The 18,255-nt window shown below is 66.5% G+C and carries 15 protein-coding genes; 6 read left to right on the top strand and 9 right to left on the bottom strand.

The features are described 5' to 3' along the window. Nucleotides 1-219 precede the first annotated feature (219 nt). The 3 genes from aceE to J7J50_RS15165 all read right to left on the bottom strand — a co-directional run bounded on the left by aceE (nt 220) and on the right by J7J50_RS15165 (nt 4,274). Nucleotides 220-2,925: a pyruvate dehydrogenase (acetyl-transferring), homodimeric type gene (aceE, locus tag J7J50_RS15175; protein WP_215056794.1), complete on the bottom strand. Its 2,706-nt coding sequence runs from the start codon at nt 2,923-2,925 to the stop codon at nt 220-222. A gap of 378 nt (nt 2,926-3,303) precedes the next feature. Beyond that, nucleotides 3,304-3,633, bottom strand: a complete 330-nt coding sequence (locus J7J50_RS15170) for a multidrug efflux SMR transporter (RefSeq protein WP_215056795.1) — start codon at nt 3,631-3,633, stop codon at nt 3,304-3,306. After that, nucleotides 3,630-4,274 carry a glutathione S-transferase C-terminal domain-containing protein gene (locus tag J7J50_RS15165; RefSeq protein ID WP_057941477.1) on the bottom strand — a complete coding sequence of 215 codons (645 nt, stop codon included), beginning with the start codon at nt 4,272-4,274 and terminating at the stop codon, nt 3,630-3,632. The genes J7J50_RS15170 and J7J50_RS15165 overlap by 4 nt, the downstream gene beginning before the upstream one ends. 86 nt (nt 4,275-4,360) lie before the next feature. Between J7J50_RS15165 and J7J50_RS15160 the strand changes: the two genes are divergently transcribed. Then, entirely contained in the window at nt 4,361-5,239 is an 879-nt protein-coding gene (locus tag J7J50_RS15160) for a LysR family transcriptional regulator (protein ID WP_215056796.1), read from the top strand. A 257-nt stretch (nt 5,240-5,496) separates the two neighbouring features. Further along, nucleotides 5,497-5,694, top strand: coding sequence for a hypothetical protein (locus J7J50_RS15155; RefSeq protein ID WP_215056797.1), 198 nt, complete (start codon nt 5,497-5,499; stop codon nt 5,692-5,694). Nucleotides 5,695-5,988: 294 nt separating this feature from the next. Here J7J50_RS15155 and J7J50_RS15150 read toward each other — a convergent pair whose 3' ends face one another. The 6 genes from J7J50_RS15150 to J7J50_RS15125 form a co-directional block, all read right to left on the bottom strand. Further along, entirely contained in the window at nt 5,989-6,336 is a 348-nt protein-coding gene (locus J7J50_RS15150) for a hypothetical protein (protein ID WP_215056798.1), read from the bottom strand. A gap of 87 nt (nt 6,337-6,423) precedes the next feature. Further along, nucleotides 6,424-7,479: a glycosyltransferase gene (locus J7J50_RS15145; RefSeq protein ID WP_215056799.1), complete on the bottom strand. Its 1,056-nt coding sequence runs from the start codon at nt 7,477-7,479 to the stop codon at nt 6,424-6,426. Nucleotides 7,480-7,489: 10 nt separating this feature from the next. Then, a complete protein-coding gene (locus J7J50_RS15140) occupies nt 7,490-9,802 on the bottom strand; it encodes an NADP-dependent malic enzyme (protein WP_215056800.1) in 2,313 nt (770 codons plus the stop codon). Between the two features lie 217 nt (nt 9,803-10,019). Then, nucleotides 10,020-11,117: an ABC transporter substrate-binding protein gene (locus J7J50_RS15135; RefSeq protein WP_215056866.1), complete on the bottom strand. Its 1,098-nt coding sequence runs from the start codon at nt 11,115-11,117 to the stop codon at nt 10,020-10,022. Between the two features lie 74 nt (nt 11,118-11,191). Further along, nucleotides 11,192-12,646, bottom strand: coding sequence for a sensor histidine kinase (locus tag J7J50_RS15130; protein WP_215056801.1), 1,455 nt, complete (start codon nt 12,644-12,646; stop codon nt 11,192-11,194). Beyond that, nucleotides 12,639-13,349, bottom strand: a complete 711-nt coding sequence (locus tag J7J50_RS15125) for a response regulator transcription factor (protein ID WP_215056802.1) — start codon at nt 13,347-13,349, stop codon at nt 12,639-12,641. The genes J7J50_RS15130 and J7J50_RS15125 overlap by 8 nt, the downstream gene beginning before the upstream one ends. A 209-nt stretch (nt 13,350-13,558) precedes the next feature. On the opposite strand from J7J50_RS15125, the gene J7J50_RS15120 reads away from it, so the two are divergent. The 4 genes from J7J50_RS15120 (at nt 13,559) to J7J50_RS15105 (ending at nt 18,242) form a co-directional block, all read left to right on the top strand. After that, complete coding sequence (locus J7J50_RS15120) at nt 13,559-14,749, top strand: porin (protein WP_215056803.1); 1,191 nt, start codon at nt 13,559-13,561, stop codon at nt 14,747-14,749. Between the two features lie 174 nt (nt 14,750-14,923). After that, nucleotides 14,924-16,252, top strand: coding sequence for a CitMHS family transporter (locus tag J7J50_RS15115; RefSeq protein WP_057941467.1), 1,329 nt, complete (start codon nt 14,924-14,926; stop codon nt 16,250-16,252). 132 nt (nt 16,253-16,384) lie between these two features. After that, complete coding sequence (gene phbB / locus J7J50_RS15110) at nt 16,385-17,125, top strand: acetoacetyl-CoA reductase (protein ID WP_215056804.1); 741 nt, start codon at nt 16,385-16,387, stop codon at nt 17,123-17,125. A 196-nt stretch (nt 17,126-17,321) separates the two neighbouring features. Then, a complete protein-coding gene (locus J7J50_RS15105) occupies nt 17,322-18,242 on the top strand; it encodes a hypothetical protein (RefSeq protein WP_215056805.1) in 921 nt (306 codons plus the stop codon). The last annotated feature ends 13 nt before the right edge of the window (nt 18,243-18,255 follow it).

Genomic DNA, 18,255 nt, shown 5'->3' with positions numbered 1-18,255 from the left:
GGCCGTTTCGTACGTCAAAATACGTTTTGAGCAATCCTTCGAAAATGGCTGAGAATTCAATTCAGTTCGATCCAGCCAGCCCCATTAAATCTGGTAAGTGGAAGCCAGCGCAAGCTCCAATACTTGAACCACACCATGCTTTTGTCACTGGCGTGGCGTTGCTGATATCGCAAAAAAAAGGCGGCCAACTGGCCGCCCTTTCTGCTTCTCGCCAAGAGATTAAACCCCCAACGGATTCGGCTTCTCCACATCAATCTTGTACTGCTTAATAGCCCTCGCCACATCCTTCCCGGTCATCTTCCCCTCCGCCGCCAGCGCCGCAATGGCCGCATGCGCGATGTAGTGCCGATCAACCTCGAAGTGACGCCGCAAGTTGGCGCGGGTATCGGAGCGACCAAACCCATCGGTGCCCAGCACCGTGTACCGCATCGGCACGAAGGCGCGGACTTGCTCCGGGTACATGCGGATGTAGTCGGTCGCGGCGATCGCCGGGCCTTGGCGGCCTTCCAGCAGTTCGGTGATGTACGGCTTGCGCGCGGTCTTCGCTTCGGGGTTGAGGCGGTTCCAACGCTCGGTGTCGCTGGCGTCGCGGGCGAGCTCGTTGAAGCTGGGGCAGGACCAGATGTCGGCGGTGACGCCGAAGTCCTTGTCCAGCAGTTCGGCGGCGGCGATGGCTTCGCGCAGGATGGTGCCGCTGCCCATCAGTTGCACGCGCAGTTCGCCCTTCTTGGGCTTGCCGGCGTCTTTCAACAGATACATGCCCTTGATGATGCCGTCGGCGCTGCCTTCGGGCATGTCGGGGTGGGTGTAGTTTTCGTTCATCAGGGTGAGGTACCAGTACTCATCCTGTTGTTCGGTCAGCATGCGCTGCATGCCGTGTTGCAGCAGGGTCACGACTTCGTAGCTGAAGGTCGGGTCGTAGCTGCGGCAGTTGGGGATCAGGCCGGCCTGGACCATGCCGTGGCCGTCTTCGTGTTGCAGGCCTTCGCCGTTGAGGGTGGTGCGGCCGGCGGTGGCGCCCAGCAGGAAGCCGCGCGCGCGCATGTCGGCGGCTTGCCAGGCGCTGTCGCCGATGCGCTGGAAGCCGAACATCGAGTAGTAGATGTAGAACGGCAGCATCTGCAGGTCGTTGGTGCTGTAGCTGGTCGCGGCGGCGAGCCACGACGAGAACGCGCCTGCTTCGGTGATGCCTTCTTCCAGCACCTGGCCGGTGGTGTCTTCGCGGTAGTACATCAGCTGGTCGCGATCGACCGGCTTGTACTTCTGGCCGTGCGGGGCGTAGATGCCCAGCTGGCGGAACAGGCCTTCCATGCCGAAGGTGCGCGCTTCGTCGGCGACGATGGGGACGATGCGCGGGCCGACCTGCTTGTCGCGCAGGGCGATGTTGAGGGCCTGCACGAACGACATGGTGGTGCTGATTTCGCGCTCGCCGGTGCTCTTGAGCAGGCGGTCGTAGGTTTCGAGCTTTGGCACTTCCAGCGAGGTGCTGGCTTTGCGGCGGCGCTGCGGCAGGAAGCCGCCGAGGGCCTTGCGGCGCTCGAGCATATATTCGACTTCCGGCGATTTTTCGCCGGGGTGGTAGAACGGGACGGCGCCGTCTTTCAGTTGTTCGTCGGTGACCGGGATGTTGAAGCGGTCGCGGAACAGGCGGACGGCTTCGTCGTCCATCTTCTTGGTGCCGTGGGTCGGGTTGAGCGATTCGCCCGACGCGCCCATGCCGTAGCCCTTGACCGTCTTGGCCAGGATGACGGTGGGCATGCCCTTGGTGTTGACGGCTTCCTGGTAGGCGGCGAAGACCTTGTGCGGGTCATGGCCGCCGCGGTTGAGGCGCCAGATGTCGTCGTCGGACAGGTTGGCGACCAGCGCGGCGGTCTCCGGGTATTTGCCGAAGAAGTTGTCGCGGGTGTATTTGCCGCCGAAGGCTTTGCAGTTCTGGTATTCGCCGTCGACGGTTTCCATCATCAGCTGACGCAGCTTGCCGGTGGTGTCGCGCGCCAGCAGCGGGTCCCAGTAGCTGCCCCAGATGGTCTTGATGACGTTCCAGCCGGCGCCGCGGAACTGGCCTTCCAGCTCTTGGATGATCTTGCCGTTGCCGCGCACCGGGCCGTCGAGGCGCTGCAGGTTGCAGTTGACGACGAAGACCAGGTTGTCGAGGCCTTCGCGGCCGGCGACGGAGATGGCGCCCAGGGATTCGGGCTCGTCGGTTTCGCCGTCGCCGAGGAAGGCCCAGACCTTGCGGTCGGACTTCGGCATCAGGCCGCGGCCTTCGAGGTATTTCCAGTTGCGCGCCTGGTAGATGGCGCTGATCGGGCCCAGGCCCATCGACACGGTCGGGACCTGCCAGTAATCGGGCATCAGCCACGGGTGCGGGTAGGAGCTCAGGCCGCGGCCGTCGACTTCCATGCGGAAGTTGTCGAGCTGGGATTCGCTCATGCGCCCTTCTAGGAAGGAGCGCGCGTAGATGCCGGGGGAGCTGTGGCCTTGCACGCCGATGACGTCGCCGGGGTGATCGGCCGAGGGCGCGCGCCAGAAGTGGTTGAAGCCGACGTCGTACAGGGTGGCCGCGGAGGCGAAGCTGGCGATGTGGCCGCCGAGGTCGCCGGGCTTGCGGTTGGCGCGCACGACCATCGCCATGGCGTTCCAGCGGATCAGCGAGCGGATGCGCCATTCCATCGCGGCGTCGCCGGGGCTCTTGGCCTCCAGGTGCGGCGGGATGGTGTTGATGTATTCGGTGGTGGGCTGGAACGGCAGGTGGGCGCCGGCGCGGCGGGTGACCTCGACCATGCCTTCGAGCAGTTGGTGGGCGCGCTCGGCGCCGTCGCGGGCGATGACGGCCTGGACGGATTCGACCCATTCCTGGGTTTCGGTCGGGTCGGGGTCGTTCTGCAGGAGGTCGTGCAGGGAGCTGGCAAGCGGCTGGTTCATCTATCTCGCGGCCCCGTGGCCGCGCCTCGAATGTTGGGGGGCGGATTAGAGCGTCGAGTCTAACAAACGGGGGATGGGGTTCGGCTTGCTTTGGGTGGTCGGTGGGGTGGGATAGTTCGTATTGGCTATGGATGAATGGTGCTGGGGGCGGGGGATACGGTGGGGTTTGGTTGGGGGGCGGGTGGCTGGAAGAGCGAATCCCCCCTGGCCCCCCTTTTTCAAAGGGGGGAAATGCTTCGGGTGGGGGCGTGGTGGGTGATGCGGCGATGTGTCCCGGTTATCCGAAGCGATGCGGTCGCCTCCACTGAAATCCCCGAGACGGATTCCCCCCTTTGAAAAAGGGGGGCCAGGGGGGATTTGCTCTTGCTGTCCGAGCGATCAAGCCGGCGCCCCCCGCAACACCAAAATTCCCGCGACGATCAGCCCCACCCCGCCCAGCTTCAACGGCGTGATGGATTCGCCGAACAGCATCGAACCGATCAGCACCGTGCCTGCGGCGCCGATGCCGGTCCACACCGCATACGCGCTGCCGACCGGCAAGGCGGTCAGCGCGCGGCCCAGCAGCCAGACGAAGGCAATCAAGGCGACCACCGACGCCGCCGTCCACCACGGCCGGGTGTAGCCCTGCGAGAGTTTCATCGACAAGGCCCAGGCCACGTCGATCAAGCCGGCGGCGATCAGCATCATCCATGCGGTCGAGGCTTTCATGCAGGCGCTCGCTCGGGTTGCGCGCGTGCGTCCTCGCGCTCGCGGCGCAGCGCGTCGCGCACGCTGTCGCGTTGGCCGATGCGGTCCAGATAAGCGTCCAGGGCCGGGTACGGATGCAGGTCCATCTTCAACACGCGGGCCCAGCCGGCGATGGTGTACAGGTACGCGTCGGCGATGCTGAAGCGCTCGCCCAGCACGAACGCGTTCTTGGCCAGATGGCGGTCCACCAGCGCCAAACGCGGCTGCAAGCGTTCGCGAGCAATCCGCGCGGGGGCTTCGCCGTACTCGGGATGGAACAGCCACGGGCTGAAGAGTTTATGCAGTTCGGAGCTGATGAAGGTCAGCCACTGGTTCAACTCGATGCGCTCGGCGCTGCCCGGCGCCGGGGCGAGACCGCTGTCGGGGTGCTGGTCGGCGAGGTATTGCAGGATCGACACGCCTTCGTGCAGCACGCGGCCGTCGTCGAGTTCCAGCAGCGGGACGTAGCCCAGCGCGCCGAGTTCGCGGAAGTCGCGTCCGTCGGCGACCACGATGGGGTCCGGGCCGATGCGCACGCGGCGCAGTTCGGCCTCGATGCCCAGTTCGCGCAAGACGATATGCGGGGCGAACGAGCAGGTGTGCGGGGTGTAGTAGAGCTTCATGAGCGTGTATCCGTGGGGGAGTGGCGCTACTCTCATCGAATGCCCCGGCGCCCGGAATACGGCGCGACCCCAAGGATTGCTTGCGGATGCGACAACCTCGATTGTCCCTGGAAGATTTCGATCTGCTGCGCGCGATCGGCGCGCACGGCAGCCTGAGCGGCGCGGCCAAGGCGCTGGCGCTGGATCACTCCAGCGCGTTCCGGCGGCTGGCGGCGATCGAGGCGCGCGCGGGCGCGGCGCTGTTCCGGCGCAGCCGCAGCGGCTATACCGCGACCGAGGCCGGGGCGATCGCGATCGCGGCGGCGCAGCGGATTCTCGATGATGCCGATCGTCTGCAACGCCAGCTGGCCGGGCGCGATGCGCAGGCCGAGGGACGTTTGCGCATCACCATTCCCGACACGCTGGCCGGGGTCGCGGCGCGGATGTGCGCGGCGTTCACCGCGCAGCATCCGCGGGTGCGTTGCGATCTGATCGTCGCCAATGCCTTCGTCAATCTGCAGCAGCCCGACGCCGATGTGGCGCTGCGGGCGAGCGCGCTGATGCCCGATGGCTTGTCGGTGCGAAGGATCGCTTCGATTTCCACCGCGGTGTATGTGGCCAGCGGCACGAAGGCCGGCAAGCGTTCGGCGTTGTCCGACGGCGAGTGGGTGGGCTTCGACGATGCCTTGTCGCATTTGTCGTCGGCGCATTGGCTGCGCGCGAACGTGGACGAGGCGCGCATCGCGATGCGGGTCAATTCGTTGCCGGCGGCGTTGGCGGCGTCTCAGGCCGGGATCGGGCGCGCCTTGCTGCCGTGCTATTTCGCCGATGCCGCGGGCGGGGTGAAGCGGTTGTCGGCGCCGATGGCGGAGGTGCCTACCGAGTTGTGGTTCGCGATCCATCCGGATCTGCGGCGCTCGGCCCGGGTGAAGTTGTTGCGGGAGTTTGCGATGGCTTGGTTGCCTGGGCGGGTTGAGGTGGCTTAGGGGCTTGGACGGGAGCTGCGCTGGAGCGGGCCGGCTGAAGTCGCTGGATTCCCGCGTTCGCGGGAATGACGAGCAAAAGAAAATCGCGGCTCCATCTACGACGCCACCTACCTACCGTCATTCCCGCGAATGCGGGAATCCAGCGACTTCAGCGAGTAGCCACCCGAAAGCCGCCCCACTCACCCCATCTCCTCATCCAACCACCGCAAGAACGCCTTCACCGGCGGATGCCGTTCGCGACCGGGCACGCACAGCGCGTGGCGCTGCTGACTTCGCCGGAGGAAATCTATCCGGCGATCGCGCTGGGGACCGTGCATCAGTTGCAGGAGTACGCGCGCTACACGCACTCGCAGTTCATCGGCGCAGATGGATTTTGTGGGAGGGCCTTCAGGCCCGATGCTCTTCGATCAGGTCGATGCGGTTCTGGCTATCTGATCGAAAAGCATCGGGCCTGAAGACCCTCCCACAAGAGCCAAAGCCACCGCTCGCGGCGCGATCAGATCGGCCAGACCTGCCGCGCTTCGCTTTCCTCGACCGCCTGCCAACGCAGATGTCCGGCGATGCGCGCGGCCATCGCGTCAGTACGCGCGCTACACGCACTCGCAGTTCATCGGCGCAGATGGATTTTGTGGGAGGGCCTTCAGGCCCGATGCTCTTCGATCAGGTCGATGCGGTTCTGGCTATCTGATCGAAAAGCATCGGGCCTGAAGGCCATCCCACAAGAGCCAAAGCCACCGCTCGCGGCGCGATCAGATCGGCCAGACCTGCCGCGCTTCGCTTTCCTCGACCGCCTGCCAATGCAGATGTCCGGCGATGCGCGCGGCTATGGCGTCGTACCACTGCGGCGGTTCGGAATAGGGGCAGATCAGTTCGATGATGTCGATGCGCGGAATGAATTTGCCGTCGCTGGCGTAGCCGCCGCGGCCGTTGTCCTTGGCCAGGATCATCAGCATCTGCGGCTGGCCGGGCACAGATTCGAACTCGACCGGGCCGATCTGGCGCAACTCGGGTTGCGCGGCGAGGTAGGCGGTCAGCGCTTCGGTGTCCGCCGGTTCGGCTTGCGATGCGGCGGGGCGCAGGGTTAGGTACCAGCTCATGCGGGGCCTTGGGGGGTTATGGCGATCGGAGCGAAAGGCGTCGGGCCTGAAGGCCCTCCCACAACAGCGGGACGCTTCGGCTGTAAATCAGCGCAGGCCGAACCAGGAGCGCGGCAGCAGCAGTTTCAAGGCGCGCTCGGCGCTCTTGCGGCGCAGGCCGCGCTGGGCCAGGCCGCGCATCACCGGGCCGAGCCAGCGCCAGCGCGGTTGCGCGATGATCGCTTCGCGCGCGTCGGCTTCGATGCGGTACATCGCCAGCACTTGCCGCGCCAGACGGCGCTTGCGCTCGGGCAGTTCCGGCATTTGCCGCAGGCACGATTCCAGATCGTCGGCGGTGCCGCGATAGAACTGCACGGTGCGCTCATAGCGACGGCGGGTGGCGACCGCGCGCGGTTCGTCGCGCGCGAACACGGTGCCGCTGACGCTGCCGGGATGGCGCCGGTACTGGATCAGCGGCTGGCGCAGGCACAGCGATTGGCCCAGCAGCGCGCCGCGCAGGCTCAGGGCGTTGTCTTCGATCGGGCCGAGCAGCGGGCCGAAGCGATCGTAAACGCAGCGGCGGAACGCCATGGTCGCGCCGAGCAGGCCGATCAGGCGGCCGATGCGCACGTAGTAGTCGAGTTCGTAGCGTTCCGGGCGCGCGCGGAAGCTGACCTTGATCGGTTCGCCGCGCGTGCCGATGCCGTCGAAATCGCTGCCGAGCACGGTCGCGCCAGGCGTGTCCTCGAACGCGCGCACGATGGTGGCGACGCGTTCGGGATAGGCGATGTCGTCGCCGGCCATCATCACGATGATGTCGCCGTGGGCGAACGTCATCGCGTCGTTGAAATGCGCCGATACGCCCAGGTTGCGCTCGGTGCGGCGCACGCTGACCCGGTGCGGGCCGCGATAGGCGGCGACCATCTCCACCGCGATGTCGAAGGTGGCGTCGTCGGAACAGTCGTTGGAGACGATGATCTCGCACGGCACGGTCTGGGCGAAGGCGCTTTCGATCGCGGCGCGGATGTAGTCCGCGTCGCGAAAGCACAACAGCAACACGCTGACCTGCGGCCACGGCTCGGCCAGCGGGGCGAGCGAGGGCGCCGCCGATACCGGCAGCGGTTCGCTGGCCAGTACGGCGTTCAGCGCGCCCCCTTCGCCCATGCGCGTGGCATCAGACCCCGCCGAGCTCCGCCAAGCCCTTGCGGTCGGCTTCGCGCAAGGCGCGGATCTGCGCGTCCACGGCCGCGATCGCGGTCATGTTGACGACGCGGCGCGGGGTCGAGGCCGGGGTCAGGATGTGCGCGGGCTTGTCCAGGCCCATCAGGATCGGGCCGATGGCGACGCCGTCGGTCATCACCCGCACCATGTTGTAGGTGATGTTGGCGGCGTCCAGGTTGGGCAGCACGAACAGGTTGGCGCGGCCGTGCAGGGTCGCGTTGGGGAAGATGCGCTTGCGCAGCACGTCGTCCCAGGCCGTGTCGGCCTGCATTTCGCCGTCGATTTCCAGCTTGGGCTGGCGCTGTTTGACGATCTGGCGGACCTTGCGCATCTTCGCCGCCGACGGATTGTCGTGGCTGCCGTAATTGGAGTGCGACAGCAGCGCGACCTTGGGCTCGATGCCGAACAGCTTGAGGCGGTAGGTCGCCTGCAAGGTCGCTTCCGCGATCTGCTCGGCGCTGGGATCGACCTGGACGTGGGTATCGAGGAAGAACCACGCGCCCTGGTCGTTGATCACGCCGGTCATCGCCGAGGTGCCGGACACGCCCGGATCGAAGTCGAAGATGCTGCGCATGTAGCCCAGCTTCTTGTGGAAGCGGCCGACCAGCCCGGAGATCATCGCGTCGGCTTCGCCGCGTTCGACCATCAGCGCGGCGATCAGCGTCGGCCGCGAGCGCAGCAGGTTCTTCGCCGCCGCCGGCGACACGCCGCGGCGTTCGGTCAGGGCGTGGTACTGCTGCCAGTATTCGTTGAAGCGCGGATCGTCGTTGATGTTGGTCAACTCGAAGTCCACGCCTTCGCGCATGCGCAGGCCCAGGCGCTTGATGCGGGTGTCGATGACGTCCGGACGGCCGATCAGGATCGGATAGGCCAGTTCTTCGTCGATCACCGTCTGCACCGCGCGCAGCACGGTTTCTTCCTCGCCTTCGGCGTAGACCACGCGCTTGCGGTCGGCGCGGGCGCGGTCGTAGACCGGCTTCATCAACAGGCCGGTGCGGTAGATGTACTGGCTGAGCTTTTCTTCGTAGGCGTCCATGTCGAGGATCGGACGCGTGGCCACGCCCGAATCCATCGCCGCCTTGGCCACGGCCGGGGCCAGCATCACCAGCAGGCGCGGGTCGAACGGACGCGGGATCAGGTATTCGGAGCCGAAGGTGGGGACGTCGCCGCCGTAGGCGCCGCCCAGGTCGGACGACTCCATGCGCGCCAGCGCCGCGATCGCGCGCACGCAGGCCAGCTTCATTTCTTCGTTGATGACGGTGGCGCCGACATCGAGCGCGCCGCGGAAGATGTACGGGAAGCACAGCGCGTTGTTGACCTGGTTCGGGTAGTCCGAACGGCCGGTGGCGATGATGCAGTCCGGACGCACGGCCTTGGCGTCTTCGGGCAGGATTTCCGGGTACGGATTGGCCAGGGCGAGGATGACCGGCTTGTCGGCCATCGTCGCGACCATTTCCGGCTTGAGCACGCCGCCGGCGGACAGGCCCAGGAACACGTCGGCGCCGGCGATGATGTCGGCCAGGGTGCGCTTGTCGGTGTCGCGCGCGTAGCGCTGCTTGTCCGGGTCCATGTTGCCGCGGCCGCTGTAGAGCACGCCGTCGCGGTCGACCGCGAGGATGTTCTGCGGCTTCATGCCCAGCGCGACCAGCATGTCCAGGCAGGCGATGCCGGCGGCGCCGGCGCCGCTGGTGGCGAGCCTGACGTCCTCGATCTTCTTGCCGACCACTTCCAGCGCGTTGAGCACGGCGGAGCCGACGATGATCGCGGTGCCGTGCTGATCGTCGTGGAACACCGGGATCTTCATGCGCTCGCGCAGCTTGCGCTCGACTATGAAGCATTCCGGCGCCTTGATGTCTTCAAGGTTGATGCCGCCGAAGGTCGGCTCCAGCGAAGCGATGATGTCCACCAGCTTGTCCGGATCGCGTTCGTCGATTTCGATGTCGAACACATCGATGCCGGCGAACTTCTGGAACAGCACGCCCTTGCCTTCCATCACCGGCTTGCCGGCGAGCGGGCCGATGTCGCCCAGACCCAGCACCGCGGTGCCGTTGCTGATGACGGCGACCAGGTTGCCGCGCGCGGTGAGCTCGCTGGCGGCGTTGGGGTCATCGACGATGGCCTCGCAGGCGTAAGCCACGCCCGGCGAATAGGCCAGGGCCAGGTCGCGCTGGGTGACCATCGGCTTGGTCGCGGTGACCTTGATCTTGCCCGGCGGGCTGAGGCGGTGATAGTCGAGCGCGGCGGTTTTCAGATCGTTGTCGGACATCGCTTGGGGGCTACCGTGGCAGGGGCGCGAACATGGCGTGAAGGTGCAGTCTAATGGATCGTCAGGGCGGATTCGCGCGGCCGCCGGGCGTCGTTCATTAGTACTTTGGGGTTGTACACATGTTGTAACCGCGACGCTCGCCGCGGTCTTTGCGCCAGCGGCCGGCCGGGCCCGCCGGGCGCCGCGGCGCGCGCAACCGACGCCCGCGTATGGGCGCTCACGGCGCCGCCGCCCCGCCCTTGCGCCGCGGCTGGACCGTGCTGCGCCAGGCGTCGAGAAACTGGCGCCGCTTGAGCGCGTCCAGATACACCAGCAGCCCCGGCCCGAGCGGGATCGGCCGCAGCGCCCGGACCCGGGCGCCGTCGCGGGCCTGCGGTCCCAGCGGCGTGCCGTCGCCGGCCGCGTTCGAGCGCAGCACCGGCTGCAGGCCGACATGCCGGGCCAGCATGCTCTGGCCGCGCGGCGACAGCAGGTAGTCGAGGAAGCGCCCGGCCTCGGCGGCGTTGGCGGCGGTGCGCGGGATCAGCGCGGTGCGCAGCAGCACCAGGGTGTAGTCCTCGGGCAGGACGATGCCCAGCGGCGCGCCGGCGTCGATCCGCGCCTGGGCGTAGGAACCCAGCACGTTGTAGGCCAGCGCCAGCTCGCCCTTGGCGACCCGGTCGAGCAAGGGCCCGGTGCGTTCCTCCAGCACCACCCGGTTGTCGCCGAGCGCGGCCTGCAAGGCACCGGCCATGCTGCCGAGCTGGTGATCCTGGGTCGCCAGCAGATAGCCCACGCTGCTGCGGGCGACATCGTAGGTGCCGACCCGCCCGGACAACTTCGCCGCCGGATCGCGCAGCAGGGCCAGCAGCTGGCGGCGTGTGTGCGGCACCTGCGCCGCCGGCAACAGGCGCTTGTTGTAGACGATGACGACCGGTTCGTAGCTGATGCCGAAAGCTTCGTGGCGCCACTGCGACCACGCCGGCAGCGCGGCGGTCGCGGGCGAGCGATGGGCCAGGGCGTGGCCGTCGTTGGCCAGCTTGGTCTGCAGGTCCATGCCGCTGCTGATCAGCAGATCGGCGCTGGCGCGCGGCCCGGCCTGGAGATGGCGCGCGTACACGTCCTGGGCGACCAGATCGGTGTATTCGACCTCGGTGCCGGGATTCAGGCGCTGGTAGTCGGCGATGACCGCGGCGAAGTTCTCGATATCGGTCGAGCCGTGGATGCGCAGGTGGGCGGCGAGGGGTTGCGGCGATTTGAAGGTCCGGATGTCGCCGGGAGCGGCGCTGGCCGCGAGGAACGAGTTCAGAAGAGTGAGAAACGAGTACAAGCACAAGCGACGCAAGGCAGAGGAACGCCAGCCTCCCGGCTTTCTCTCATTCCTCACTCCTCTGAACTCATTCCTCGCTCTCAAAGCACAGCCCTCGGCAGTCGCAAGGTCACCACCAGCCCGCCGCCGACGCGATTAGACAAGTCGATCCGGCCGCCATGGCTGTCCACGATGCGCTTGACGATCGCCAGTCCCAGGCCGGCGCCGCCGGCGGCGGCGTCGCGGCCGCGGGCGAAGCGTTCGAACACGGTCTGCGCATCGGCCGCGGCGATGCCGGGGCCGTGGTCGGCGACGGTCAGCACCGCGGTCGGCACGGCTTCCCCGTCGCTCACGGTCAGCGCGATCTGCAACGGCCCGCCTTCGCCGCCGGCCTGATCCTCGTGTTTGCGATCCACCGATCGTGGCTGGCCGTGCTTGAGCGCGTTGTCGATCAGGTTCTTGATCGCCTCGCGCAGCAGCAGCGCGTCGCCGCGCACCAGCACCGGATGATTGGTCGCGGCCAGGCGCAGGTCCGGACGCGGGCCCGATTGCGGGATCGACTCGAAGATCGCCTGATGCAGCAGCTCGGCCAGATCGACGGTTTCGAACTGCTGCAGATGCGAGCGATGGATCGCGCTGGCGTCGCTGAGCAACTGGTTCAACAACCGGCTCATGTGGCTGGCGTTGCGCTCGATCATCACCAGGCTGCGGCGCTGTTCGGCTGGATCGTCTTCGTCCAGCGCCAACTGCGCCTGCGCGCGCAGCGCCGCCAGCGGCGTGCGCATCTGGTGCGCGGCATCGCCCATGAACGCACGCAAGGTTTCGTTACTGGCCGACAGCCGCGCCATGAAGCGGTTGAGCGCGCCGACCAGTTGATCCAGTTCCAACGGCACCGCCCCGGTCACCGGCCGCAGGTCGGACGGCTCGCGCAGCGACAGATCGCGTTCGAGTTTCTGCACCGGACGCAGCGCGCGATGCACGCCGACCCACACGAGCACCAGCGCCGCCAATGAGGCAGCGACGATCGCCACCAGCGCCCGCAACACCACATCGTCGGCCAGCGCCTCGCGCGCGATGCGCGTCTGCCCCACCTGTACGATCGCCTGCCCCTGCGCGAACGGCCCGGCGACCCAGCGCGACACCGCGACGAAGCGGGTGCGTTCGCCCAGGTACATCGCATCGAACAACCGCGGCTTGCCGTCCAGCGGCGGCGACGGCGGCGCGGGCAGGTCGCTGTAACCGGTGATGGTGGCGCCTTCGCGGCTGGCGACGCGGTAGTACACGCGGTCTTCCGGCGCCATCGCCAGCAGATCCAGCGCGGCATAGGGCAGATCGACCTGCCACTGGCCATCGACCAGGGCGACGCTGTCGGCGATCGACAGCGCCGAAGCGATCAGCAGATGGTCGTAGGAACGATCCGCGGCGGCGCGGCCGTAGCTGCGCGCGGCCGCGAACAGCAGCGCCGCGCCGATCAGCGACAGCACGCCCAGATAGATCAGCAAGGTCTTGCGGATGGAGTCGCGGCGCGGCGCCGCGGTGCGCGCGGGCTCAGCCATCGGCGGGCTCCGCGCCGGCCGGCTCGGCGCCGGCCGCGTCGGCGGCTTCGATCAGATAACCGGCGCCGCGCACGGTCGCGATGCGCAGCGGCGCCGCCGCCAGACGCTTGCGCAGGCGACCGATATACAACTCGATCGCGTTCGGCCCGGCTTCGTCGTCGAAACCGAACAGGCCGTTGCCGATCTCGTCCTTGCTGACCACCTGCCCGAGTTTGCCGATCAGGATTTCCAGCAGGCGGAATTCGCGGTTGGGCACTTCGATCGCTTCGCCGTCGAGGGTGACGCGATGCGCGCCGGCGTCGAAGGTCAGCGCGCCGATCTGCACCACGCCCGCGGCCTGGCCGCGGTTGCGCCGCAGCAGCACCCGGCAGCGCGCTTCGAACTCGCGGAAATCGAAGGGTTTGCTGAGGTAATCGTCGGCGCCCGAGTCCAGCGCCTTGACCCGGTCCTCGATGCCGTCGCGCGCGGTCAGCATCAGCACCGGCGTGGTGTCGCCGCGTTCGCGCAATCCGGCCAGCAGGCCCAGGCCGTTGAGCCGCGGCAGGCCGATGTCGAGCACGATCAGATCGAAGGCCTGATAGCGCAGCACGTTGGCCGCCTGCAGGCCGTCGGACTGCCAGTCCACCGCATGGCCGTCGCGGCGCATGCGCCTGACGATGGCGTCGGCCAGATCCGCGTTGTCCTCGACCAAAAGAATGCGCATTAAACGGGCTCCCTCGCCCAGTCAGAAGCCGCACTCAGTCAGCGGCCGTAGTAAAGACCCTTCGCGATGACAGGTCGTTGACAGCTTCGACCGCCTAGCCTGCGCTGGAGGGGTTGGGCAGGCCGTCCGGGCCGACCCAACTATAAGCGCAGTGCGCGCCGTCTGTCGCGCGGAAAACTGCGGGAAAAGCAGGGTCGGGAGAAACATCGATGGCTGTTGTCCACCACGCCGGCGCGTGTGTCGCGCTGTGCCTGCTCGCCGCGTCCGGCGTCGTTCGTGCCGATGAAAACAGCGACAAGCCCGTCACCGCCGAACTCGGCGGTCGCGTGCACTGGGACTTCGCCCAGTTCGACAACGACGACCGCGGCACGGCCAATCCCGACGACAGCGAAGTGCGCCGGCTGTGGCTGGACGTGTCGGGCCGGTTCTACGGCTGGGGCTACAAGATCGAAGGCGACTTCGCCGGCCTGCAGGACAAGTTCAGCGGCGACAACGTCGAGGCCAAGGACGTCTATGTCACGAAGGATTTCAAGGCCGGCAAGCTGACCATCGGCCAGTTCAAGCAGTACTTCACCCTGGACGACCGGATCAGTTCGAACTACGGCGCGTTCATGGAGCGCAGCATGTTCGCCAGTTCCGTCGCGCCCTTGTACCGGCTCGGCGCGGCGTGGATCACCGCCGGCGAGGACTACACCATCGGCGGCAGTGTCTACAGCCTGGAAAGCATCGACGTGTGGCAAGTGAAGGGCCGCGCGTTCGGCGCGCGCGGCACTTGGGCGCCGCGCCACGACGACGGCGACACCTTGCACCTGGGCCTGTCGCTGGCGCGCGAGTACTACGATCATCCCGGCCGCGACGGCGCCAACGGCCTGCGCATCGCACCGCGTCCGGCCGGGCATCTGTCCGACAACAGCCGCGCGACGCTGGTGAATTTCAACCGCGGGCTCGATACCGATGTCGATAAGTACTCGCTGGAGTTCGGCTTCACCCACGGGCCCTGGTATCTGCAGTCCGAAGTGAGCGGCGCGAATTTCGACGACGGCTCGCAACGCGGCGATATCCGTTCGGCCTACGGCCTGGTCGGCTGGTTCATCACCGGCGAGACGACACCTTACGACAGCAAGTCCGGCCGCTTCGGCCGGGTGAAGCCGGCGCGCAGCAGCGGCGCGTGGCAACTGGCGGCGCGCTACGACACGATCCGCGGCAAGCAGCACCTCAACGGCGCGGCGAATTTCAGCGATGTGTCGATGGCGCAGACCAGCGTCGGAGTGAACTGGCATCTGCGCTCGAATCTGCGCTTCATGCTGGACTGGATCGAGAGCCGCAATCGCGATCGGTTGGCGAACCGGACCCTGGATCGCACGCGTGCGGTGGTGGGGCGGTTTCAGTACGACTTCTGAGAGCCGCGTTCAAAGTTTCTGATTCGTATTTCGAGTCTCTACGCTTTTTTGCTCGTCATTCCCGCGTTCGCGGGAATGACGGAGTGAGGGTTTCGCCGCCCTGCGGATGAGTGTTTCGTCGTTTCCCGCACCGCCGCGCCCTGTCGCGAACGTGCATTCAAAAGGAATAGCTTCATGTTGACCGCGCTCGGCTTCGGCATGGTCCTGACCTTCATGTATCTGATCATGAGCAAGCGGCTGTCGCCGCTGGTGGCTCTGATCGTGATACCGATCGGTTTCGCCCTGCTCGGCGGTTTCGGCGCCGGCATCGGCGAGATGATGATCGAGGGCATCAAGAAGATCGCGCCGACCGGCGTGATGCTGATGTTCGCGATCCTGTACTTCGGGGTGATGATCGACGCGGGTCTGTTCGATCCGATCGTCAAGCGCATCCTCAAGCTGGTCAAGGGCGATCCGGTCAAGATCGTGGTCGGAACGGCGGTGCTGGCGATGCTGATCTCGCTCGACGGCGACGGCTCGACCACGTACATGATCACCGTCTCGGCGATGCTGCCGCTGTTCCAGCGGCTGCGCATGAACGCCTTGAACCTGACTTGCGTCACCATCCTGGCCAGCGGCGTGATGAACCTGACGCCGTGGGGCGGGCCGACCGCGCGCGCGGCCACCGCCTTGCACGTGGACCCCAGCGAAGTGTTCGTGCCGCTGCTGCCGGCGATGGTGGTCTCGCTGCTCGGCATCATCGCGCTGGCCTGGTACCTGGGTCTGCGCGAACGGCGCCGGCTCGGCATCGTGACGCTGGATGGCCACGCCGCCGACTGGAATCCCGAACTCGACACCGCCAGCGACAATCTGCCGACCCTGGCCGACAGCGAAGACACCAAGCGGCCCAAGCTGCTGTGGGTCAACGCGACGCTGACGGTCGCGCTGATGGCCGCGCTGATCATGGGCCTGCTGCCGCTGCCGGTGTTGTTCATGATCGGTTTCGCGATCGCGCTGGTGATCAACTATCCGGACCTGGCCGAACAACGCCGCCGCATCGGCAACCACGCCGGCAACGTGCTGGCGGTGGTGTCGCTGATCTTCGCCGCCGGCATCTTCACCGGCATCTTGTCCAACACCGGCATGGTCGAGGCGATGTCGCGCAGCTTCCTGGCGGTGATTCCCGACGCCTGGGGCCCGTATCTGGCGGTGATCACCGCGATCGCCAGCATGCCCTTCACCTTCTTCATGTCCAACGACGCGTTCTATTTCGGCGTTCTGCCGATCCTGTCGGAGGCCGCCGGCCACTACGGCATCACCCCGGTGGAAATGGCGCGCGCATCGCTGGCCGGCCAGCCCGTACATCTGTTGAGCCCGCTGGTGCCTTCGACGTATTTGCTGGTCGGCATGGCCAACGTGGATTTCGCCGACCACCAGAAGTTCACCCTGAAGTGGGCCGTGCTTATTTCGCTGTTGCTGCTCGCCGCTTCGCTGTTGTTCGCCCTCTACCCTTTCGCCGCCTGATCGTGATGAGGAGTGAGTGGAGAGGAGTGAGGAGTGAGTAAAAGCCAAACTCCCCACCGCTCCTGCCCTTACTCACTCCTCTTCACTCACTCCTCTCTCCATCCCACTCACTCCTCGCTTCAGGGTAAAGCCATGACACTCCGTATCGCCTACGTCACCAGCGGCATGGGCAGCCTGGGCACCGCGATCTGCCAGAAGCTCGCGCACAGCGGTCACACCGTGGTCGCCGGCTGCGGGCCGAATTCGCCGCGCAAGGCCGGCTGGCTGCGCGAGCAGCGCGAGTTGGGTTACGACTTCATCGCCTCCGAAGGCAATGCCGCCGACTGGGATTCCACCGTGGCCGCGTTCGCCAAGGTCAAGGCCGAAGTCGGCGAGGTCGATGTCCTGGTCAACAACGCCGGCGGCACCCGCGACGTGCTGTTCCGGCAGATGACGCGCGAGGATTGGAACGCGGTGATGGCCGGCAACCTGCATACATTGTTCAACATCACCAAGCAGGTGATCGACGGCATGGCCTCGCGCGGCTGGGGCCGGATCATCAACATCGGTTCGGTCAGCGCGCAGAAGGGCCAGATCGGCCAGGTCAACTACGCCACGGCGAAGTCGGCCATGCACGGTTTCACCCGCTCGCTCGCGCTGGAGTTCGCCGCGCGCGCGGTGACGGTCAACACCGTGTCGCCGGGCTACGTCGCCAGCGCCTCGATCAGCGCGTTCCCGCCCGACGTGCTCGACCGCCTGGCCGCGTCGGTGCCGGTGCGGCGGCTCGGCAAACCCGAGGAGATCGCCAGCCTGTGCGCGTGGCTGGCTTCGGATGATGCGGCGTTCGTGACCGGTGCGGATTACGCGGTCAATGGTGGGTTGCAGATGAGTTGAGCCGCGACCGCCTGCCTCACGCAAGTTCTCCGCGCGGTGCCGCGACGGGTTGATTTGTGTCGCTCAACGTCAGTCCGATTCGCGACATTTTTCTGTATCGACATCCCTGTCCGTTTCGGGCGCAACCTTGCGTTATGTGAGGTAGCGCCCGACGAGGCGCGATCGCTTCGACGTTATCGCGACAGGGGAAATCAACATGTTCATGCTATGGAAAGCGCCCGTGGCGCTGGCGGTATGTCTTTGCGCGATGGCGGCCGGCGGCTGCGCCACGTTTCGCGGCGCCCCGCAGTCCCTGGCGACGCCCAAACAGCTGGAGAGCAAGAGCTCGTTCAAGACCGAGAACCTGATCGAGGACTTGGTCGGGGCGACCAGCGAAAGCCAGCGCACGCTCGCCGCCACCAAGCTGATGGCGGTGTGCGACATCCGCTACATGGAGTTCCGTCACGAGATCGTCGCCAACCGCAAGCATTCGCGCGCGGCGTCCAACGCGCTGTCGCTGATGACCGACGTGGCCGCGTCGCTGACCGATTCGGCCGGCGTCAAGAACAACTATATCGCGCTGTCCGTGCTGATCCAGGGCGGCAACAACATCTACGACAAGGACTATATGTTCGACCGGACGCTCGACGCGCTGGTCGCGCAGATGGACGCCAACCGCAAGGCCAAGCTGCTGGACATCCGCCGCGCGATGACCAAGGACATCGTCGAGTATCCCGGGCCTTCGGCGCTGGCCGACGTGATCGATTACTACCACGCCGGCACGATCAACGGCGCCATCCTCGGCGTGCAGAAAGCGGCCAACGAGCAAGAACAGCAGAGCATGGTCGAACTGCGCGAGCTCGAACCGGTGACTCAGGCCGAAATCGCCAAGCGCGAGGCCGATACCGATTGGGTCGGCGCCTTCGTGGACAAGCTCGGCAAGGCCGATCTCGACAAACTCGATGCCTTCATCAAGGCCAACGGCGATCAGGTCGCCAGCCACAGCGACGACACGGATCGCTTGGTCAAGACCAAGCAGGCGATGAACCGGGTGCGCAAGAACAACAAGGCCAAGTTTCCGGATATCGAGACGCTGAAGAAAGAGTTGAAGAAGGCCGGATTACCCATCGATACCTGACCCTTATCGCGGA

Source organism: Lysobacter sp. ISL-50 (assembly GCF_018612875.1).
In the GTDB taxonomy this organism is placed as follows: domain Bacteria; phylum Pseudomonadota; class Gammaproteobacteria; order Xanthomonadales; family Xanthomonadaceae; genus Lysobacter.
This window is presented reverse-complemented; position numbering and strand designations above follow the sequence as displayed.